Here is a 21,439-nt window from a genome sequence, read left to right as displayed (position 1 = left end):
TTACCCGGTTTGGAAATGCGAAGGCTTTTATGGGGTACACAGGTTTGGTGCCGCGGGAATACTCAAGTGGTCAAAGCCGATGGCAGGGAAGTATTACGAAATCAGGGAATACCCACCTTCGCCGTTTGCTGGTCGAATCCGCTTGGAGTTATCGCTATACACCTGCGTTGAAAGGAGAGTTAAAGAAACGTCAACAAGGAAAATCGCCTGAAATACAGGCCATATCCTGGAAGGCACAGCATCGACTACATCGAAAATATACGAAAATGCTGTCAAAGGGGAAGCCAAGTGGCAAAGCAGTTGTGGCCGTGGCGCGAGAATTAAGTGGATTTATTTGGTCGATTGCCAGAGAACTTGAAGAAAAAAGAATACATGGATGAATCGCCTGTTTTACAGGACGCTTGTTATATCAAAGTTCAATTTTGTTGATTCAAGGTAATCCCATGCCCCCTCCAATGCAAGTGGAGATGAAAAGCTGAGTTAGAAGGCAAAGGGAAAAGCCGTAAGGGAGAATCCACGTAATCGCTATGTGCCAACCCTAAAAGGGAAAGATGCACGACAACAGTTCGTGGTGCCACTCTCTATAGACGGAGAGAAAACATGCGGTATATCCGAACCCGCGAATATCAGACTGCTCACCGTTGATAGCTTTTGCCTTCTAGTTCAGCTTGTTCACCCCTCTTGTATGAAAAGGGGTAAGGGAAAACCAAGGGGAGTTACAAACTGCCTATTGACAAGTCTCGTTCATATCAGCGATCGGATGTAACGGACACTGCCGCCGTTATATCAACCCTATCGGCCATTTTGGATTTCTAACGGACACAGATGCAGCTATTATTTGGAAAATCTTCCATAGAAAGCGATTCGGAGCTATGTAAGCGCGATGACGTCCGTTACGCTTCAAAAACGTCTGTTTGCGACGAATTTAGCTCCCTGGTGTCCGTTAGATTTAAAAAAAACTATTCGATGGCGCGGTTCCGGAGGCTTACACCCCCTGCAGCTTTCTTCCTGACCGTTCGAGCGCTTACCCGCTTCGGAGAAAGACGGTTGGGGAAGTGTTTGAAAACGCCATTTTCGCAATGAAAATCTGGCCTGCAGCCAAGCTATTGTCTAAACGGGTACGTTAGAGCATGAAGAGGAAATGAGATACCGGATTCCGAACGCCGTTAAAGTCATTCGTGTTCCTTGAATGATTTAAACGCCGTGAACACACTTGTAAAGCCCTGTGAAAAAAGAGCGGAGGGGGGCCGCTTGAAGCTGGATTTCAAACAAAGATTGGAAGACCAAACGGGCACCGCAGCAGATGATTTCACCATACTTTTAAAAGCCTGGTGAAAAAAGAGCGGAGGGGCCATTTGAATCTGGAAAAGCGTAAGCGTTCGCCTTTGAAAACGGATTCTCTCCACAGAAAAACGAAAAAACATCCAAAGAATCCGTTTTCAACAGCGATTGGAGGATCAAATGGACGCCGCAGCGGACTTTTTCACCGCTCTTCTAAACAAATATAAAAACGGGAGGCATTATCGATGATTATAACGAAGCCGTACGTATTCTGGTTTGTTACGGGCAGTCAGCATTTATACGGGCCGGAGACGCTGAGGGAAGTGGATGAGCATTCCAAACGGATCGCGGAAGGACTCGATAGGGACGCGGCGATTCCGTTCCAAGTGGAATTCAAGCCGGTGCTGACGACGCCGGAAGCGATCCGCTCGCTGTGCATTGAAGCGAACTCGGACGATACCTGCGCGGGCATTATTACGTGGATGCATACGTTCTCGCCGGCCAAGATGTGGATCGCCGGGCTGTCCGAGCTGCGCAAGCCGCTGCTTCATCTGCATACGCAGTACAACCGGGACATTCCGTGGGACAGCATCGATATGGATTTTATGAATTTGAATCAATCGGCGCACGGCGACCGCGAATACGGCTTTATCGGAGCGCGGATGGGCATCGCGCGCAAGGTCGTCGTAGGCTATTGGGAGGATGGGGAGGTACGCCGCCGCATCGGAGGCTGGATGAACACCGCCGTCGCCTTCACGGAGGGGCGCAATCTGAAGGTAGCCCGCTTCGGCGACAATATGCGTCAAGTGGCCGTGACCGATGGAGATAAGGTCGAAGCGCAAATCAAATTCGGGTGGGCGGTCAACGGCTACGGCATCGGAGATCTGGTTCAGCGGATGAACGACATATCGGAGCAGGAAGTAAACCGGCTGTTCGAGGAATATACCGATCTGTACGACATCGCGCCGGAAGGTCGCGAGTCCGGTCCCGTCCGCGAAGCGATTCTGGAGCAGGCCCGCATCGAGCTGGGCATGAGGGCGTTTCTGGAGGAAGGCGGCTTCGGGGCTTTTACGACTACGTTCGAAGATTTGCACGGTATGAAGCAGCTCCCCGGGCTGGCGGTGCAGCGGCTGATGGGGGCAGGCTACGGTTTCGGCGGGGAGGGCGACTGGAAGACGGCGGCCCTGGTGCGCACGATGAAGCTGATCGCCTCCAACGTAGGCACGTCGTTTATGGAAGATTATACGTATCATTTTGAGCCCGGCAATGAATTGGTGCTCGGTTCTCATATGCTGGAGGTGTGTCCGACCGTGGCGGCGACGCGCCCGAGAATCGAGGTGCATCCGCTGTCCATCGGCGGCAAGGCCGATCCTGCGCGATTGGTGTTCGACGGCGGCGAGGGAGCGGCGCTCAACGCCTCGATCATCGATATGGGCAACCGCTTCCGGCTCGTCGTCAATGTCGTCGACGCGGTGAAGCCGGAACGCACTCTGCCTAAGCTGCCGGTCGCTCGCGTGCTGTGGAAGCCGCAGCCGTCGCTCAGCCTTGCGGCCGAAGCTTGGATTCACGCCGGCGGAGCCCATCATACCGTCTTCTCCCATGTGGTGACGCCGGAGCAGCTGGCCGACTGGGCGGAGCTGACGGGCATCGAATGCGTGCTGATCGACAACAACACTACGATCGCTGCATTGCGCAATGAACTAAGATGGAACGATATGTATTATCGCCTTCGTTAATATCGCCGTCGGCGGAAGCTTTAGCTTAAGCTGCCGCTTCTTCACGGCGCACCGGGTCCGAAGCTCTCGATTAGAGAGAGCCGGCCCTGGAACGGCCCTCTGTCCGCTAGCTGCGGCAGAGGGCTTTTTGCTCCGGCTAAAGTGGCTGCGGGTTTCACTAAGGAAGGCATCGAACGGACACTGCTGCGGATTTTTTTTACCGTACTTTTGGTTCCGATAGTTAGAATGAGGTTCTCAATGTGATAAGACGAAACCGGCTTCCTGCGGCTAGTATGAGAGTAGGGTACGCAATTACTTCGTAATCACGAAAGGGGATTGTCGCATGGCAGTGCATAACGTAGGAATTATTATGAATGGCGTTACAGGACGAATGGGAACGAATCAACACTTGATCCGCTCGATTCTTGCGATCCGCAAGCAGGGGGGCGTAGCTCTGGCGAACGGGGATGTGATCATGCCCGATCCGATTTTGGTAGGCCGTCAGGAGCATAAATTGAAAGCGTTGGCAGAGGCGCATGGCTTGACTCGCTGGAGCACGGATCTTGAAGCTTGCCTGGCCGATTCAAATAATACGATCTACTTCGATTCGCAGACGACGGTGCATCGCGCAGAGAGCATCCGCAAAGCGATTGCCGCAGGGAAGCATATTTATTGCGAGAAGCCGACGGCGACGAATCTTGAGGAATCGCTGGAGCTGGCGGCTCTTGTCCGTCAAGCGGGGCTGAAGAACGGGGTCGTGCAGGATAAGCTGTTCCTCCCGGGTCTGCTTAAGCTGAAGCGTCTGGTCGATTCAGGCTTCTTCGGCCAAATTTTATCCGTCCGCATGGAATTCGGTTACTGGGTGTTCGAAGGCGACTGGCAGCAGGCGCAGCGTCCGTCCTGGAACTATCGCAAAGAAGACGGCGGCGGCATTATCGTCGATATGTTCGCTCATTGGAGATATGTGCTCGACAACCTGTTCGGCGAAGTCCGGTCGGTTTCTTGCCTTGGCGTTACGCATATTCCTGAACGTGTGGACGAGCAGGGCAACGCGTATGAATGCACCGCCGACGATGCGGCATACGCCACCTTCGAATTGGAGGGCGGCATTATCGTCCAAGCGAACTCTTCCTGGGCGGTCAGAGTGAACCGGGACGATTTGCTTACGATTCAGGTGGACGGCACGGAAGGCAGCGCGGTAGCGGGCCTGCGCGATTGTAAAGCTCAGCATCGCATCAATACGCCGAAGCCGGTATGGAATCCGGATATACCGAATCCGTTCCGGTTCATGGAGCAGTGGCAGGAAGTGCCGGATAACCAGCTGTTCGACAACGGCTTTAAAATACAGTGGGAATTGTTCCTGAAGCATATCGTCACCGATTCGCCGTTTCCTTGGGACCTGCTTGAAGGGGCGAAGGGTACGCAGCTTGCGGAGCTTGGCTTGCGTTCGTGGGATGAGCGCCGCTGGCTGGACGTTCCGGAGCTGAAGCTGCCTGAAGTATCCGGGCAACCTATCGCTTCGGCCAAAGGATAAGGAGGGAGCGCGATGAGCCAGGAATTGAAGCTGCCCCGCGCCGGAGGCGCTTTGTACTCCTACACCCCGGGGCAATCCGCGGTGATCGAGCTGCCGGATAAGCCTCTGCAAAGCCGGATCGCCTTCTCGGCGGCCCATGTCGTATGCGACCCGTTTGCCGACGCGGACCCGCTGAATCACGCGCAGATCGATTGGGACGGTACGCTTGCTTACCGCCGTCATTTATGGTCGCTCGGGCTGGGCGTCGCCGAAGCGATGGATACCGCCCAGCGCGGAATGGGGCTTGATTGGGCGAGAGCCAAGGAGCTGATCAGCCGCTCGATTACCGAAGCCAAATCGGTCGGCGGGCGGATTGCCAGCGGGGCGGGAACGGATCACTTGGCTCCGGGTCCGCAGGTGACGCTGGAACAGGTGGAGCAGGCTTATGAAGAACAGGTCGGCTTTGTGGAAGGCCAAGGCGGCCAGGTTATTCTTATGGCCAGCCGGGCATTGGCTGCATGCGCCCAAAGTCCGGAAGACTACGAGCGCGTATACGGTCGCATCTTGAGCCAGGTGAAGCAGCCGGTCATTCTGCATTGGCTCGGGGATATGTTCGACCCTGCGCTCGCCGGTTATTGGGGCGAACGGGATGTCGATGCGGCGATGGACGTATGCCTGCGGGTCATTCGAGCCCATGCCGACAAAGTGGACGGGATCAAAATATCGCTGCTGGACGACGAGAAAGAAATTCGGATGCGCCGTCTTCTGCCGGAAAGCGTAAAGATGTATACCGGAGACGATTTCAATTATCCGGCGCTGATTCGCGGGGACGAGCAGGGCTTCAGCCATGCGCTGCTCGGCATATTCGATGCGATCGCTCCAGCGGCGGCCGCGGCGATCCATGCTCTCGACAACGGCGACGAGACGCGCTATAGCGCGCTTCTGGAGCCGACGGTCGCGCTGTCGCGGCATATATTCCAGAAGCCGACCTATGCGTATAAAACCGGGATCGTCTTTATGGCATATTTGAACGGCCATCAGAACCATTTCCGGATGATCGGCGGAGCGGAGGGAGCCCGATCGATCGTTCATTTGGCCGAATTGTTCGTATTGGCGGACAAAGCGGGGCTGCTGACCGATCCGGACCGCGCTGCGGAACGGATGCGTCATGTATTGAAGCTTGCCGGGCTGTAAGTATTCCATTATCTGGTAGGAGGGGCCGACCCCAAAAGCCAATGTTTCTATATAATATGTTCACGGGAGGGAATGACGGATGGCAGAGCATGCACAGCCATTGCAATCGATAGAACGATTAAGCTTAAACCAAATTACGACCGACCGCTGGAGCCTGCGCGAAGCGGTAGAAGGCTGCGCGCGGGCGGAGGTGCCCTGGATTGCCTTATGGCGTCACAAGGTAGCCGAAGCGGGGCTGGCGGAGAGCAAGCGGCTCGTGCAGGATGCCGGGCTGCGCGTGTCCAGCCTGTGCCGCGGCGGAATGTTTCCGGCGGCTACGGCGGCCGAACGCCAGGCGCGCATCGATGATAACCGCCGGGCTGTCGACGAAGCGGCCGAGCTGGGCGCCGACGTGCTTGTGCTCGTATGCGGGCCTGCGCCCGACAAGGATATCGCCGCCGCGCGGCGGATGGTCGAGGACGGCATCGAGCAGCTGATGCCTTATGCGGAGTCTTGCGGCGTCAAGCTGGGCATCGAGCCGCTGCACCCGATGTATGCGGCTGAGCGTTCCGTTATCAATACGTTGGCGCAGGCCAATACCATTGCGGAGCGGTATAAGCCCGATCAAGTCGGCGTAGTCGTAGACGTGTTCCATGTATGGTGGGACCCCGATTTATACGCGCAAATCGCCAGAGCAAGCGGCCGGATTCTCGGCTTCCACGTCTCCGACTGGCTCGTGCCGGTACCCGATTTGCTGATGGGACGGGGAATGATGGGCGATGGCGTAATCGACTTCCGGCGCATCCGCCAAGCCGTAGAGACGGCCGGTTATCTCGGCCCGATCGAGGTGGAGATTTTTAATCAGACCATATGGGATATGCCGGGCGACGAATCGTTGGCGCTTATGAAGCAGCGTTATTTGGAGCATGTCTGATTATAGGCAACCGGCTCGGCCGTCTGCCTGTCCCGCTTAAAGCAACAGTCCTCATGAAGAAGACGGCGAGTTCTCGAACAGTTATGATCTCTTCATTTTGAAGAAGGCGGTGTCGGCTTATGGATGCGGATTTCGTATGTCATTATTATTGGCCCGATGATAGCGCACAGGACGAGATGCGGGACGGCGGCATTGCGGAAAGCCGGAAGAAGGCTTCCGCATCAGTGAAACGCAAAATTTTCGGCTGGTGGGGGAGAAAGTCCGGCCCCCGCTTAAGAAGAGTGAAATAGGCTGCGGCATAGCGGATGGATCGGCCCCCGGATCTTCGGATTCGGGGGTTTGTCGTCTGCCGGGTTGTTGCGATAAGGGAAACAAGGTAAAATAGGGAAACAAACGGCAGCCGGGCGCGTGCCCGATTCAAGACCGTTTGAATACGCTCTCAAGGCGGTCCGGATTATGAATGGGATTCATCTCTACGAAAGCAAACATACGGAAAGCTACGAAGTGAAAATTCATCATCACGACAGCGTGCAAATTTTATATGCGATCGAAGGGCAGGGCAGCATATGGCTGGACGGACAGCAGCATGATTTTGCGCAGGACAACGCCGCTTTTATCGTACCTTATTCGGAGCATGCCGTCTCTTCCGATTCCCACTTGACGCTGCTGGTGCTGGCGTTCGACGATCCGGCGGGGCAGGACGGCTTATACGAGCGTTGGAAGCCGTATTTGTATTCGCGTTCGGAGCATCTGAAGCTGAATTCGTTCCAAGCCAGCGAGATGCGGCTGCTGCTGCGCAAGCTGCTGTTCGAGCAAAAGCAGGCCGACCCGCTCAGCGGTTGGGCTATGCATAACCTGCTTCAGGATATTTATCTGCTGCTGGTGCGGGCCAAGCAGTCCAGGCAGGTTCAGGACGCGAACGGCCTAAGGGCCGAGCGGATACGCAATTATATCGATTTGCATTATTATGATTCGATCACTTCCGAAGAGCTTTCCGGGAAGCTCGGAATCAGCATTCGCCAGATGAACAAAATTTTCAAAAAAGAATATCAAATGACCCCGATGCAGTACTTGACGGAAGTCAGGATGGCGCTGGCCAAAAAACTGCTTGCGGAATCGGACAAGGATATCGTGTCGATCTGTTTCGAGGTGGGCTATGAGTCGCTGCCGACGTTTTACCGGGCATTTAAGATGGCGATGAGCATGTCGCCGAATAAATACCGCCAGCAGCATCAGACGACGGCCGAATAACAGAATAATGTCGTTGTGAAACCGCTTTCCAAAAAAGTGGGGCATTCACGCCGGCTTCGCATAAAAGCGTCTGATAGGAGAACAATAACGATGCATAAAAGACAAAGGATGAGATCGTATTGAACCTTATCAGAATCCCGGTTATTGTCATCATGGCTCTGCTTCTCAGCTTGCCTCGGCCGAATCCGGCGTCCGCCGCTCCTTCCTCAATGCCGCTTGAGGCTTTGCAAGAGGAAGGGGTTTATATCGAAATCAACAAGCGCAGCAATTCGCTGATCGTATTCGTTAACGGGCGGGCGCAGTATTATTTTCCGGTAGCGACGGGCAGAAGAAAGGAGCTTACACCGGTCGGCGAATTTCATATTGTGACCAAAATTGTAAAGCCGTACTACGTGCGCAAACAGATTGCAGGCGGTCATCCGAACAATCCGCTCGGCACGCGCTGGCTCGGGTTAAGCGTTCCGGGAACCGGAGGATACATGTACGGAATCCATGGAACGAATCGGCCTTACTCGATCGGCAGCCATGCTTCCTCGGGATGCGTCAGAATGCATAACCGCGATATTGAATGGCTTTATCGCCATATTCCTCTTGGAACCAAAGTCATTGTCAAAGAAAAATAACGAACGGAACCCGCGTATAGAAGAACGGCAATCGGACATACTATTATCAGCGGTGAAAAGAGAGGTGTGGTTCCGTTGAACGTTTCAACGAAACAAACCGGGAATATTGTGATAGACTCCAGATAGAAGCGGAGGGATGTGCCAAAGACACGTTAGTGTAGTACACGTACTGCAATAAAGTGAATGAGGTAATCGCTAGCTTTTGGAAGGTATCGAGGCAAGATTCAAAATCAATTCACCGCGAAAAGAACCCTGCGAAGGGTTCTTTTTCTTTACCACGATTATTTCTCTGGCTCATCTTGCTCCGCAATAACGAGATCATGCGTCTCGACACGCGTTATGCCGTTTGCCCCGTCCACGAAAACAACCCGCGGCTGCAACCCGCTAATCTCCCGCTCGTCGAACAAGCCCAAACTCAAAATAATGACGATATCTCCCGGCTGAAACAGATGGGCCGGAGGGCCGTTCAAGCAAATTTTGCCCGACCCTTCGGGAGCGGCGATGGCATATGTTTTCCATCTCGTCGCGTTCCGCAGACTCGTGATTTGAACCATCTCATACGGATGGATATTCGCTTCCTTCATCAGCTTGGCATCGATGGTAATGCTGCCGACGTAATCGAGCCGAGCCTCGGTGACGGTCGCGCGGTGAATTTTTCCCTTGCACATCATTCTAAGCAACTGCGGTCAACTCCTGCCCCAAAAAGTCTATGCTCCCATTGTATGAAGCAGCCCGCGCCGATGTTCGCATTTTCCGCCTATCCGTTAGGTACCAGCCGTTCCCAAATGGAGATCCTTGTGTATCGTAATAGAGGGTCCATAGCAATTGCATCCCTTCAAGATAATACCGGTACGAATTTGAAAAAAAGCGGTGATGCATTCATGCAAAAAAGGCTGCTGGTCTGCTCACGCTGCGGGCGGGTGGAGCCGCTACAGCTGAAGGCGGTTTGCGATTGCGGAGGCACAATGCTCGTCAAGTACGATTTGGAGAGCATTGCCGCAACGGTAAAAAAGGCTGACTTGTTAACGAGAGGCAATTCGATGTGGCGGTATGCGGAATGGCTGCCGGTTTCCGATCCGGCGTCCGTCGTCAGCTTGGGCGAAGGCGGAACGCCGCTTTTGCGGATGGACGCTATGCAGCGGCGGTACGGCGTGCAAGGCGTCTATGTCAAACGGGAGGAGCAGAACCCTACCGGCAGCTTCAAAGCGAGAGGCTTTGCCGCCGCCGTGTCGCTGCTCAAGGAGAAGGGCGTTGCAAAAGCGGCCGTTCCGTCGAACGGCAATGCCGCTTCCGCGCTAGCGGCTTATGCTGCCAGAGCGGGAATGGAAGCGGTCGTCATCGTACCGGGCGACTGTCCGGGCATGATCGTCGAGGAATGTATACGCTATGGAGCCCATACGTATCAAGTTGACGGACTCATTCACGATGCGGGGCGCATCATTGAGGACGGCAAGCAAGAGCAAGGATGGTTTAACGCAGGAACGCTGCGGGAGCCGGGCCGCGTCGAAGGGAAGAAGACGATGGGCCTTGAGATCGCCGAGCAATTGGGCTGGAAGCTCCCCGACGTGATCATTTATCCGACCGGTGGGGGCTCAGGAATTATCGGGCTGTGGAAGGCGTTCCAGGAGCTTAGGGAAATGAACTGGATCGAAGGCGAGCTGCCGCGGCTGGTCAGCGTGCAAGAAGCCGGCTGCCAGCCGATCGTCGATGCCCTGCAGGCCGGATCGGCGGGCGAAGGGGCGGTCGCCAGCGAGAACGCCACATCCAGCCCGACGGGCCTTAGAGTGCCGAAGCCGCCGGACGGCAATCTGGTTGTGTCGATTATTAGGGAGACGGGCGGCACAGCCGTTGCCGTGAGCAAGGAAGATATCCGCAGAGCGCAGACGGAGCTGGGGCTCCAGGGGATTTCTTCATCCCCCGAAGGGGCAGCGGCCTGGGCCGGGTTTGCCCGGCTGAGGGAAGCGGGATGGATCAAACCGGCGGAAACCGCCGTCGTGTTCAATACTTCCCATGCGGATAAATATATCGATTGGATTCCGCGGGTCGCTCCTGCGGTGGTCAGGACTTACAACGATTTGAAGCCTTTGTATGAGAGCAGGCGGCGCGGGTAACGGGCGTCCTGCTCTTTTTTTTGATATTGAAGACGAAGGCTGACGGCAGTGAAACAAGCCAAGTTCGGATTTGTGGGGGTAGGATGGGGCGAATCGTGTCAAAATTCCGATTTATTTACACATTTTTCACATTTTTATCATAGTTTTATCATGAATGTAGGCTATGTTGATGTTATGTTGGTGCGCTGTAACATAAGCACCCCGATTCGATGGACCTTGAGCAACAAGGCATTTCTTCTTTGGGAGCGTTTCCCGCAGGAAGGAATACGGACAAGAATACATGGAGGTATGTAAATGATCAGGTGGATCCAGAACGTATCCAAGAAGTGGGTGTTCACTACCATCGCGGTGATTGCGATCATTGCCGTCGTAGGTGGAACGCTGACGAATTGGGGAGGTCCGAAGCAAGGACAATCTGCGGCGCCGGGCGGCGGGCAGAGAGGAGCAGCCAGACAATTTCCCGTAGAAACGCAAATCGTGAAAAAATCGGATGTCGGCGGAGGCCAAGTGTTTACCGGCTCGATCACTCCCCTTTATACTACGAACGTTTCTTCCCGTATTTCCGGCCGAGTGACGGAATTGATGGTTAAGCCGGGGGACCGTGTCAAAGAGGGAGATCCGCTTGCCAAAATCGATACGACGCAATTGGAGCAGCAGATCGCCCAATCCCAAAGCGCTTTAGCGGTGAGCGCAGCACAGCTGCAGCGTTCCACCAACGATCAGGCGAACAGCGCGGCGACGGCGGAGAAGCAGTTGGCGGTTCAGAAGGCCAATCTGGAGAAGGCGATTGCCGACCAGCAAAATGCGGTGGCGTCTGCCAAGCAGCAGGTCGCCATCTCTCAGGCCAACTATAATAAAGCGCTTAACGACCAGCAAAACTCGATCGCCACGGCGAAGCAGCAGGTCGCCATATCGCAGCAGAACTTGAACAATGCGATCACTACATACAATACGAACGTAGCGAATGCGCAGAACACGCTGAATGCGCAGCAGGACAGTCTCCAGACGTCTCAAGTCAACTCCAGCAATTCCGTCGAATCATTGCAGCTGAAGCTGCAGCAGGCGATTATCAATTACCAGAACGTGAAGGAATCGTCGGCGAACAAGCAGAGCGATCTGGATAACGCTCTGCAGAAACTGCAGCAGGCTCAACTGGATCTTGATCAGGCGCAGCAGACGACGCCGAGCGCTTTGACCAACGCCACCGCATCGCTGTTGAAAGCTCAAGGCGATCTGGCAGCGGCCGAAAACTCACAGACGGTTCAAGTCGCTCAGGAGCAGTTGAACCGGGACAGCATCTCTTTGGCGAACGCTCAAAATACGCTGGCCGTCATTTTGGAATCGAACCAGCAAACGCTGCAAAAGGATCAGCTCGCGCTGTCTAACGCCGAAACTTCGCAGGAGCTCAGCTTGAACGTCTCCAAAGCGCAGGTCGCACAGTCGGAGCAAGCGCTGCAAACGGCGCAATCGACGGATGCGATCACCGTCAGCAGCGCGCAGTACAGCCAGGCGGAAACAAATCTGCGCCTGCTCACCGAGCAGCTGCAGGACGGCGTGCTGCTGTCCCCCGTCGACGGAGTGGTCACGGCGATTAACACGCCCGTCGGCCAAAACGCCGGCAACAACGGCAATATCGTGTCCATTGCGGCGACGAACCCGACGCAGGCTTCCGTCAACGTTCCCGAATCCAGCATCGGCAAGCTTAAGGTCGGTATGGAAATGAAGGTGAACGTGCCGACGCTGAACAAATCGTTCGAAGGGGTTATCTCTGCGATTCGGCCGACGCTCGATTCGGTAACCAAGGCCTATGGCGTCGATATTCAAGTTAACGACCCGAAGGGCGAGCTGCTTCCCGGAATGTTCGCTTCCTCCAGCATGAAGAGCGAGGGACGCCAAGCGATTATGGTACCGGCCGACGCCGTGCTCAGCCAGCCTAACGGAAACGCCGTCTTCGTAGTCCAGGATGGGAAAGCGAAGAAAGTCACGGTCAAGATCGGTACGATGACCAGTGCCCAGTTCGAGGTGACAAGCGGTCTGAACGAAGGCGATCAAATCGTCGTGAAGGGGCAGGAGCTGTTGTCGGATAAAGCGTCCGTTCAAGTGGTGCAGCCCGGGCAGGAAGGTCAGCAAGGCGGCCAGAAGCAGGGCCAGGGCCAACAACAAGGAGGGCAAAAGGGCCAAGGACAGCAGGAGAAAACCCAGGGAGAGAAAGCCCAAGGCGAGAAACCGCAATCCGGCGGAGAGCAAGGGGAAAAGGCGAAAGCGCAGGGCGAGAGGGCTCAAGGTGAGCGGCCGCAGGGCAATCGTCAACCGAACTCGAACTCCGGATCGACCGGCCAAGCGGGAGCAGGTGGAGGACAGTGAATTTAGCGAATTTTTCCGTCAATCGTCCAGTCACGATTTTAATGATTATGATTGCGTTAACGATTTTGGGATCGATCGCTGCGCCGCTGCTGCCGGTTGATTTGTATCCTAACATGGAGATACCGACGGCGACCGTCTCGACCAGTTGGTCCGGAGCTTCTCCCGGCCAAGTGGAGAATCAGGTGACGAAGCGGATCGAGGCCTCCATGGCGACGATAGCCAACGTGTCGTCGGTTACGTCCGTGTCGCGGACGGGCAGCAGTAACGTCACCGTCCAGTTTAATTTCGGGACGGACATCAGCGAAGCGACGCTGACGATGCGCGACCGTCTCGACCGTGTACGCCGCCAGCTTCCGGCCGATGCGGAGGCGCCGGTCGTCTCCAAGGCGGACCCGAACAGCCAGCCGATCTTGAGTTTGTCGCTCTACGGCAAGGACGTGGACCTCATCACGCTGCGCGATCTTGCCGACAACGTAGTCAGCCCGGCGGTACAGCGCGTCGAGGGCGTCGCTTCGGTAGGCGTAAGCGGCGGGCGCGTGCGGCAAATTCAGCTGCTGCTGGATCAAGACAAGCTGACTCATTACGGAATTACGTTTAGCCAGGTTACCCAGGCGCTAGGCAACGACAATCAGTCGACGGATGCCGGACTTGTCTATAAAGGCGAGCAGCTCGTTCCTCTCCGGATCAGCGGGGAGTTCCAGTCCACCGCCGAGATTTCCAAGGTCAGGGTGTCGCTGGCCAGAGGTCAATCCATCGAGATCGGCGAGCTGGGACAAATTGTCGATTCGTTCCAGGACGTTACATACGATTCCCGTCGGAACGGAGAGCAGAGCGTAGGCATCTCCGTGCTGAAGCAATCCGACGGCAATACGGTCAAGGTAGCGGATAATATCCGCGAGGCGATGGACGAGATTCAAAGCAAGCTGCCGGACGGCGTGAAGCTTGCCGTGCTCAACGATTCGTCGAAATTCATTAAAAGCTCCATTAATACGGTGATCGAGCATACGCTGCTCGGAGCGATCTTTTCCGTCATCATTCTGATGCTGTTCTTAAACAGCATTCGCGCGACACTGATTATCGGCGTCGTCATCCCGATTTCGGTCATCAGTACGTTCAGCATGATGTACTTCTCCCATCAGACGATCAACACGATTACGCTGGGCGGTCTGGCTCTCGGTTTAGGTTCCCTCGTCGACTTCGCCGTCGTGGTGCTGGAGAGTATATACCGGAAAAAAGACGAGGGGTTGTCGCCCGCGGAAGCGGCCAAGCAGGGGACGGCCGAGGTTGGAACCGCCGTATTGGCGTCGGCTTTGGCGCAAATCGCCGTATTCGCGCCGACGCTATTCATTAACGGCATGATCAAAAATTTCTTCGTCCCGATGGCGCTGACGGTCAGCTTCTCGCACATTGCCGCACTGTTCGCGGCGATTACGCTCGTTCCGATGCTGGCGGCCAAAATTTTGACGAAGCATCATGACGAGTCGCTGCCGGAAGGGCGTTCCTATAATCCGGCCGTTTGGTTCGGACGCGGGATGAATCGTTTCACCCGCGCATATATCGGCTTGCTGCGCTGGTCGCTCGGCCACCGCTGGATCATTATTTTGGTTACGGTGGGCATGCTCGGGGGCAGCGTCTATCTGGCGAAATTCGTCGGCACCGAGATGATGCCGAGATCGGACGAAGGCCAGTTAAATATTAACATCAGCTTGGCGCAAGGGACCAAGTTTGAAATTACGAATGCGCTCACCTCCAAAATCGAGGAGCAGCTCAAAAGCATCCCGGATATCGACACGATCTTTACGACCGTCGGCAGCTCGGGAGGAGGAGCCTTCCAGAGCTCCGCGACCAACTCCGCCAACATCAGCGTAACGCTCAAGCCGCTGGATGAACGGAAGCTTAATACGGATCAGGTTGTGGAGCAAATCCGCAATATGACGCAGGGCAACCCGGGAGCGCAAATTAATGTCAACAGCCGTTCATCCGTCCGTCTGCCCGGACTCGGAGGAGGGGGAGGCGGCGCCGACATTACCGTCAATTTGAACGGTCCGGATACGGCCGTCCTGAGCAAGCTCGGGGACATGGTGGCCGACGAATTGCGCGATATTCCCACTTTGCGCAGCGTGCAGAATACGCTGGAACGCAGCATACCGGCCTACGATATGACGATCGACCGCGATGCGGCAGCGTATTATGGCATCTCCGTCCGCGAAGTAATGACGGCGGTGCGTACCGCCTATCAAGGTTCGGTCGCAACGAATTTCAAAACCGGCGATTCGCAAATTTCCGTATTGGTGAAGTATCCGACGGAATTTACGAACAATCTGGAAAACCTGAATCAAGTGGTGCTTACTACCTCCTCCGGAGCGCAAATTCCGCTCAGCGCGATCGCCAAAGTCGTACCCGGTTCAAGTCCGGCGCAAATTCGCCATACGAATCAACAGCGGCTTACTACGGTGCAGGCATCGGTATCGGGAGCGGCGATCGGAGATGTGGAGAAGGCGGTGCAGGAGAAGCTGGACACGATTCAGCCGCCGGACGGGTACACGATTTCGTTGACGTCCAAGAGCGAATCGAACAGCACGTTCAGCAGCTTGTACATGATGCTCGGCCTATCCGTCGTACTCGTTTATATGGTTATGGCGAGCCAGTTCGAGTCGCTCTACGGCCCGTTCATTATTATGTTCTCGCTGCCTCCGACGTTTATCGGAGCGATTCTCGGTCTATTCCTGACCCACCGTACGATTAATATGAACTCGGTGATGGGGATGATCATGCTGATGGGGATCGTCGTTAACAATGCGATCGTACTCGTCGACTATACGAATCAGCTTCGCAAGAGGGGCTATACGCTTTTCGACGCTCTTATGGAAGCGGGCCGGATTCGTCTGCGGCCGATTCTGATGACGACGGCAACGACCGTGCTGGCCATGCTGCCGCTGGTCATCGGCTTCGGGGAAGGCGCGGAAGCGCAGGCGTCGATGGCTACTGTCGTCGCGTTCGGGTTGACGCTGTCGACGATGGTTACCCTGCTTCTGGTGCCTGTTGTGTATACGCTCATGGACGGCATGATGGATTTCTTCCGCAGCAAATTGAAGCGCCAAGCCCCTCCAACCCTGCCTGCCGATCGTCCGAATGTCTGATCCGCATAGGGGATACGAGATATTCTATACATGGAGGAGAGAATGAAAAATGGTTAGGAACCATCGGAAAAATATACGCAGCCGAGCGCCCTTCTATATGCTGATCGCGGCCTTGCTGATGCAATTGTGGTTGGGTACGGGCATGGCCTTGGCGGAGGACACCTCCGCCGGCGAACCGGCTTCTCCGGCTGCAGAATCGTCCGCAGCGCAGGCGCAGACGGCGCTTCCGTCGCTCGGTATCGTTCAGGTTGCCGGGGGCTTAAGCCACTCGGTCGCTTTAAAAAGCGACGGCAGCGTGTGGACGTGGGGGGATAGCCTTCACGGCAAATTAGGTACGGGACCCAATGTATTTCGTTACGCGCCGAGCCAGGTAAAGGAATTGTTCGATATCAAGTCCATCTCCGCAGGGATGAACCATACGCTGGCATTGCGCAAGGACGGCACCGTATGGGCCTGGGGTCAAAACGATAAAGGGCAGCTCGGCGACGGAACGACGACCGATCGTCCTGAGCCTTTCGAAATTCCCTATTTGCGCGATGTCGTGGCGATATCCGCCGGAGGCAATTATTCGATGGCGCTTAAGAAGGACGGTACCCTCGTTACGTGGGGCGACAATTCCAAAGGTCAGCTCGGCCTCGGCGACAGCAGCTACACCGACAAGCTCGCGCCGAATCAGCTGGCTTATCCGACGAATGTGCTGGCTATCGCCGCAGGGAGCAGCCACGCGCTCGCGCTGCTCGACGATAACAGCGTGATCGCTTGGGGAGACAATACGTATGGCCAGCTCGGCAATGCGGTGACAGAGACGAAAACCGACCGCCCGACTCGGGTCAACTACACTTACGATACGAAAGCGATTGCCGCCGGCAGCAATTTCTCGATGCTTCTGAAGGAAAACGGCAAAGTATGGACATGGGGCTATAACAGCTCCGGTCAGCTCGGCAACGGCAATACGACGGACCGCAATTTCGCCGCCGACGTGCTGGGGATATCCGACGCCGTAGCCATCAGCGCAGGAAATTCGCATGCTCTCGTGCTTCATAAAGACGGCAAAGTCAGCGCTTGGGGGCTGAACAATTACGGTCAGCTCGGCACCGGCGATTACAAAGAGAGTACCATCAATCTGAATATCGACAGTCTGAAGGATGTCGTCTTGATTAGCGCAGGCGCATTTCATTCTTTCGCAGTCAAAGCCGACGGCACCGTATGGGCGTGGGGGAACAGCTCGCTCGGGCAGCTCGGCGACGGAGCGGCGACAAGCCGGATTTTACCGACGTTAATGCCCAGATTCTCCCTTCTGGTAAAACCGCCCGACCCTTCCATGGAAGGGAAATACCATTACGAGAACGAAGTGCGGCAGCGTGCGCTGGCCGCCGGTGACAGTTTTACGGCCGTCGTAAAGAACGACAAGCTGTGGACTTGGGGCGAGAACATATATGGGCAGCTCGCACAGAGCGGCAGCTCCGGTCACAATAAGCCGGGCGAAGCCGCGGACTTATCCGCAATCGCGGCGCTGGCCGCCGGCAGCGGGCATGCCGCCGCGTTGAAGAGCGACGGCACCGTATCGGGCTGGGGGCTTAATTTAAGCGGCCAGCTCGGCGAAGAAGCTTCGCTCGGCCGAGGTACGCCCGCGGCGCTGGCGCAGTGGCGCGATGTCACGGATGTCGCGGCCGGGAACGCGTTCACTTTGGCGCTCAAAAAGGACGGCAGCGTATGGGCCGTTGGCGACAATACGTTCGGTCAGCTGGGGGACGGCACGTCCGTGAGCCGCAGCGCCCCGGTGCAAATTCCCGGATTGATGCGGATTAAAGCGGTCGCCGCCGGGTTTAACTTCGGTCTGGCGCTGGCCGATGACGGCACGGTGTGGGCGTGGGGAGACAACAGCAATGGCCAGCTCGGCGACGGGACGACGATGATGCGGCGCAGCGTGCAGCAAATCATCGGTCTGGACGGAATAACCGCCATTGCCGCCGGCAAGAGCCACGCGATTGCGCTCAAGAGCGACGGCACGGTATGGTCGTGGGGCTATAATGCCTTCGGCCAGCTCGGCGACGATACGAATACGAACCGGATGCATCCGGTGCAGACGTCGGGCATGAACAAGGTCACCGCTATCGCCGGAGGCGCGTTCCATACGCTGGCCATCCGTGCGGACGGCATGGTATGGTCGTGGGGCTATAACGCCTTCGGCCAGCTGGGCGATAATACGACGACGAACCGCAATCATGCGGTTCAGGTTCAAGGCCTCGGCGGCGCTGTGGAAGTCGCCGCCGGCAGCGCACATTCCGCCGCGATTACGGCGGACGGCACGGTGTGGACATGGGGCGGCAACATGTCCGGGCAGCTCGGCGACGGTACGTACAAGAACCGTACCGTGCCCGCGGCGGTGACCGGCTTCGTGCGCGCGCTAAGCGATACGGCCGGTCACTGGGCGGAGGCGGCGATTGCCTCCGCGCTGGAGAAAGGCTATGCCGACGGGTATCCCGACGGCACGTTCCGGCCCGACGGCGCGATGACGCGCGCCGAGTTCGCCAAGATGGCCGCCGCCGCCGCGGCCGTGAAGACGGCTCCGGCAGCGGACGGGGAGCCATGGTACAAGCCGTATGCCGCCGCTTTGACTGGGGCTGGCTACTATACCGAAGATGAGGCGGCTCAAGCCGCTTGGAACGAGCCGATCACGCGCGGAGAGATTGCGGCGATTGCGGTCCGGGCGACGAACGCCGATTTGCGCAAGGACCACACGGTCGTGACCGAGGATTTCGCCATGCAGGAGGCGGTGCATCAAGGTTTGCTCCAAGGCTTGGATAACGGCCGTCTGGCCCCGGAAGAAACGACCACTCGGGCCCAGGCGGTGACGATCATCGAGCGCATCCTGGCCGCGAACGCCGGAGTCAAGCGGTAGAGGAACGTGTCCTTCCCAAGTTCGGAAAGGCTTGGATTATACCGCTATGTGTGCGGCAGTTCAATATATAATGACGAAGAAGCAGAGAGCCGAGGTCGGTCTCTGCTTTCTTTGTGTTTACGGGATGCTGCAGTTTGAAAAATAATCGTTGACAGAACGGAAACTGCGCCATAAAATAAACAAAAAACCACAAAAATTATCAAGAAACAACATTTTGATAAGGAGTAGATTCCGATGAAGCATCCGTTATCGTTTCGCCCGGACGGCACGTTTACTATTGTTCAATTTACCGATGTACATATGAAAGCGGGCGGTGAAGCCGATCTCGCGACGGCCGCATTGATGGAGTCGATTTTGGAGGCCGAGAAGCCGGATCTTGTCGTGTTTACCGGCGACGTGGTCGAAGCTAACGCTTGCGACGATCCCGTAGCCCGTTTTACCGGAGCGGTATCGGTCGTGGAACGGGCGTCGACGCCGTGGGCGATCGTATTTGGCAACCATGACACGGAATCCCGCACTACCCGCCGGCAGCTTATGGATAAGGCGGTTTCTTTCCATTGGTCGGTGGCGGAGCATGGTCCTGACTCGGCGAGCGGGGAAGGCAATTACGCGCTGACGGTTACGGGAGCGGACGATCGCCCGGCCGCCGTTTTGTATTTCCTTGATTCGGGCAGCGTATCCCCGAATCCCCGGGTGAAAGGCTACGGATGGGTTCACCGCGATCAGATCGACTGGTACGAACATGACTCCCGCCGCAAAACCGCGGATAACGGAGGAACGCCGCTGCCGGCGCTGGGCTTCTTTCATATTCCGCTGCCGGAATATGATGAAGTATGGGACAGCGAGGTATGTTACGGGCATAAATATGAACGGGTATGCTGTCCGAAAGTAAATACCGGGTTGTTCGCCGCCATGGTGGAGATGGGGGATGTGATAGGCACGTTCGCCGGTCACGATCATACGAACGACTACTGGGGCAATTTGCACGGAATCCGTCTCTGCTACGGACGGGCGACCGGATATAACACTTACGGGCGAGAGGGGTTCCCGAGAGGAGCGCGGGTAATCCGCTTGCGCGAAGGCGAGCGAAGCTTCGAATCCTGGCTGCGTCTGGACGACGGGACCGTAATAGCGAATCAGCCCGAGCACCGGCCGGATGAGCCGGCAGAGCGGAGATAGCATACGAGCGGCTCTCAAGCCGTCGATACCCTATTTGGGCGCGCTGAGCGGCGTAGGTCCGACCGGCGCCGCCGTTCAGCACTGGGGGCGCGCACTTGGGATTCGCGCGACGGCCGTTTCTTATCCAGCGGCCATGTCGTACCGTCTGTTGCACATGATTGACCTCCTGTTTGTGAACCTTGTCACAAGCCGCTTTAACGAGGCGCTTCGCTATATGGGCGATTTGCGGACGGCTCCCCTTGAAATATGGCCCGGAAGTCCCTGTGCCGCGGTCTGGAAACAAGAACGAGCATTGACAATCTCTGCAAAATATTATAGGTTTATTATCAATGATGAGCTATTTCGTTCAACAATATTGCGAAGAGGTTATTACTATGAGCAAGCCGTCGGATACTACCTATACGTTTATAAAAACGAGAATTTTGGACGGAACCTATCGTCCCTCCCAGAAGCTGACGGAGGTTCAGCTGTCTGAAGAAATCGGGGTCAGCCGCAATACGGTAATTAAAGCGCTGCTCAAGCTGGAGCAGGAAAATTTGATCACGATCGAAAAAAACAAAGGGGCTACGATCAAATCGTTCTCTTTGCAGGAAGTCGTGAACTATTTGGAAATCCGCGAGGCGCTTGAAGGGCTTGCGATCCGTTCGGCGGTCAGCCGCATTACGGAGCGCGATTTGGGCTTGCTGGAGCAAATCCTGCGCGATATGAAAGACATGCTGGAGAACGGCAGATTTGACGAGTATTCCAAGCTGAATAAAAGCTTTCACGAAATGATTTATGCGGCGTCGGTAAACCGGCAGGCCGTAGAGATGATCGATACGATTAAGACGCAGCTGAACCGCTTCCACTTCAAAACGATTCTGGTGCCGGGAAGAAATCATGAATCGTATATGGAGCATACGCGGATTTTTGACGCGCTGCGCTCGCGCGACGAAGACGGGGCGGAGAAACGGGTCAAGGAGCATGTCGCCAATGTAAGACGGACGATTAAGGATAACTACCGGTATTTGCTGTAAAACCGTCCAATCCATGAAACGAAAAAGCTGTCCCAGCCGTTACGGGCATAAAGGGGACGATATGAGGAAGGGCAAAAAACCGCCGCAAGGGGCGGTTTTTTGCCTTTTTGTCGTTAAACGGCGTTTAAAACACGGAATTTTATGGATTGACAATCAAGTTCAGGGATAAGTATAATCAAATACGTAATACAAGATTGTTCAACAATATTGTATAATTTTAATAAAGGAGACTGGACA

At 55.8% G+C, this 21,439-nt stretch carries 14 protein-coding genes; 13 read left to right on the top strand and 1 reads right to left on the bottom strand.

Annotated features, from left to right (window positions below; genetic code table 11):
* From N0M98_RS16100 to N0M98_RS16070, 7 genes are all read left to right on the top strand, one after another.
* Window positions 1-380: transposase (locus tag N0M98_RS16100; RefSeq protein ID WP_259618533.1), on the top strand; the 380-nt coding region annotated here is incomplete at its 5' end.
* 1,146 nt (window positions 381-1,526) lie between these two features.
* Window positions 1,527-3,017, top strand: coding sequence for an L-arabinose isomerase (gene araA / locus N0M98_RS16095; protein WP_259618532.1), 1,491 nt, complete (start codon window positions 1,527-1,529; stop codon window positions 3,015-3,017).
* 322 nt (window positions 3,018-3,339) lie between these two features.
* Entirely contained in the window at window positions 3,340-4,530 is a 1,191-nt protein-coding gene (locus N0M98_RS16090; RefSeq protein ID WP_249864298.1) for a Gfo/Idh/MocA family protein, read from the top strand.
* Window positions 4,531-4,542: 12 nt separating this feature from the next.
* A complete protein-coding gene (locus N0M98_RS16085) occupies window positions 4,543-5,703 on the top strand; it encodes a dihydrodipicolinate synthase family protein (protein WP_249864297.1) in 1,161 nt (386 codons plus the stop codon).
* A 79-nt stretch (window positions 5,704-5,782) separates the two neighbouring features.
* Window positions 5,783-6,616 carry a sugar phosphate isomerase/epimerase family protein gene (locus N0M98_RS16080; protein WP_259618531.1) on the top strand — a complete coding sequence of 278 codons (834 nt, stop codon included), beginning with the start codon at window positions 5,783-5,785 and terminating at the stop codon, window positions 6,614-6,616.
* A gap of 456 nt (window positions 6,617-7,072) precedes the next feature.
* Window positions 7,073-7,867 carry an AraC family transcriptional regulator gene (locus N0M98_RS16075; RefSeq protein WP_259618530.1) on the top strand — a complete coding sequence of 265 codons (795 nt, stop codon included), beginning with the start codon at window positions 7,073-7,075 and terminating at the stop codon, window positions 7,865-7,867.
* A 209-nt stretch (window positions 7,868-8,076) separates the two neighbouring features.
* Entirely contained in the window at window positions 8,077-8,490 is a 414-nt protein-coding gene (locus N0M98_RS16070) for a L,D-transpeptidase (protein WP_375295494.1), read from the top strand.
* 281 nt (window positions 8,491-8,771) lie between these two features.
* On the opposite strand, the gene panD is transcribed toward N0M98_RS16070, so the two are convergent.
* On the bottom strand, window positions 8,772-9,170 hold the full coding sequence (gene panD, locus N0M98_RS16065) for an aspartate 1-decarboxylase (RefSeq protein ID WP_249864293.1): 399 nt from the start codon (window positions 9,168-9,170) through the stop codon (window positions 8,772-8,774).
* Window positions 9,171-9,371: 201 nt separating this feature from the next.
* Here panD and N0M98_RS16060 point away from each other — a divergent pair, with 201 nt between their 5' ends.
* The 6 genes from N0M98_RS16060 (at window position 9,372) to N0M98_RS16035 (ending at window position 21,202) form a co-directional block, all read left to right on the top strand.
* Entirely contained in the window at window positions 9,372-10,601 is a 1,230-nt protein-coding gene (locus N0M98_RS16060; RefSeq protein ID WP_259618529.1) for a threonine synthase, read from the top strand.
* Window positions 10,602-10,895: 294 nt separating this feature from the next.
* Window positions 10,896-12,965 (top strand): efflux RND transporter periplasmic adaptor subunit, encoded by a 2,070-nt coding sequence (locus tag N0M98_RS16055; protein ID WP_249864291.1) that lies wholly within the window; start codon window positions 10,896-10,898, stop codon window positions 12,963-12,965.
* A complete protein-coding gene (locus tag N0M98_RS16050; protein ID WP_249864290.1) occupies window positions 12,962-16,105 on the top strand; it encodes an efflux RND transporter permease subunit in 3,144 nt (1,047 codons plus the stop codon). Before N0M98_RS16055 ends, N0M98_RS16050 begins: the two co-directional genes overlap by 4 nt.
* Before the next feature lie 49 nt (window positions 16,106-16,154).
* Window positions 16,155-19,007 carry an RCC1 domain-containing protein gene (locus N0M98_RS16045; protein ID WP_259618528.1) on the top strand — a complete coding sequence of 951 codons (2,853 nt, stop codon included), beginning with the start codon at window positions 16,155-16,157 and terminating at the stop codon, window positions 19,005-19,007.
* 234 nt (window positions 19,008-19,241) lie between these two features.
* Entirely contained in the window at window positions 19,242-20,186 is a 945-nt protein-coding gene (locus N0M98_RS16040; protein ID WP_259618527.1) for a metallophosphoesterase family protein, read from the top strand.
* A 374-nt stretch (window positions 20,187-20,560) separates the two neighbouring features.
* Window positions 20,561-21,202 (top strand): GntR family transcriptional regulator, encoded by a 642-nt coding sequence (locus N0M98_RS16035; protein WP_259618526.1) that lies wholly within the window; start codon window positions 20,561-20,563, stop codon window positions 21,200-21,202.
* Window positions 21,203-21,439: the final 237 nt, after the last annotated feature.

It is taken from the genome of Paenibacillus doosanensis (assembly GCF_025060755.1).
GTDB classification, from domain to species: Bacteria; Bacillota; Bacilli; order Paenibacillales; family NBRC-103111; genus Paenibacillus_S; species Paenibacillus_S doosanensis.
The sequence above is the reverse complement of the archived record's forward strand: the minus strand, read 5'-3'. Positions and strand labels throughout refer to the sequence as shown.

Excerpts from the sequence above, each read along its gene's own strand:
- araA (WP_259618532.1), top strand. The coding sequence starts at position 1,527 with ATGATTATAACGAAGCCGTACGTATTCTGGTTTGTTACGGGCAGTCAG.
- N0M98_RS16090 (WP_249864298.1), top strand. The coding sequence starts at position 3,340 with ATGGCAGTGCATAACGTAGGAATTATTATGAATGGCGTTACAGGACGA.
- N0M98_RS16085 (WP_249864297.1), top strand. The coding sequence starts at position 4,543 with ATGAGCCAGGAATTGAAGCTGCCCCGCGCCGGAGGCGCTTTGTACTCC.
- N0M98_RS16080 (WP_259618531.1), top strand. The coding sequence starts at position 5,783 with ATGGCAGAGCATGCACAGCCATTGCAATCGATAGAACGATTAAGCTTA.
- N0M98_RS16075 (WP_259618530.1), top strand. The coding sequence starts at position 7,073 with ATGAATGGGATTCATCTCTACGAAAGCAAACATACGGAAAGCTACGAA.
- N0M98_RS16070 (WP_375295494.1), top strand. The coding sequence starts at position 8,077 with ATGCCGCTTGAGGCTTTGCAAGAGGAAGGGGTTTATATCGAAATCAAC.
- N0M98_RS16060 (WP_259618529.1), top strand. The coding sequence starts at position 9,372 with ATGCAAAAAAGGCTGCTGGTCTGCTCACGCTGCGGGCGGGTGGAGCCG.
- N0M98_RS16055 (WP_249864291.1), top strand. The coding sequence starts at position 10,896 with ATGATCAGGTGGATCCAGAACGTATCCAAGAAGTGGGTGTTCACTACC.
- N0M98_RS16045 (WP_259618528.1), top strand. The coding sequence starts at position 16,155 with ATGGTTAGGAACCATCGGAAAAATATACGCAGCCGAGCGCCCTTCTAT.
- N0M98_RS16040 (WP_259618527.1), top strand. The coding sequence starts at position 19,242 with ATGAAGCATCCGTTATCGTTTCGCCCGGACGGCACGTTTACTATTGTT.
- N0M98_RS16035 (WP_259618526.1), top strand. The coding sequence starts at position 20,561 with ATGAGCAAGCCGTCGGATACTACCTATACGTTTATAAAAACGAGAATT.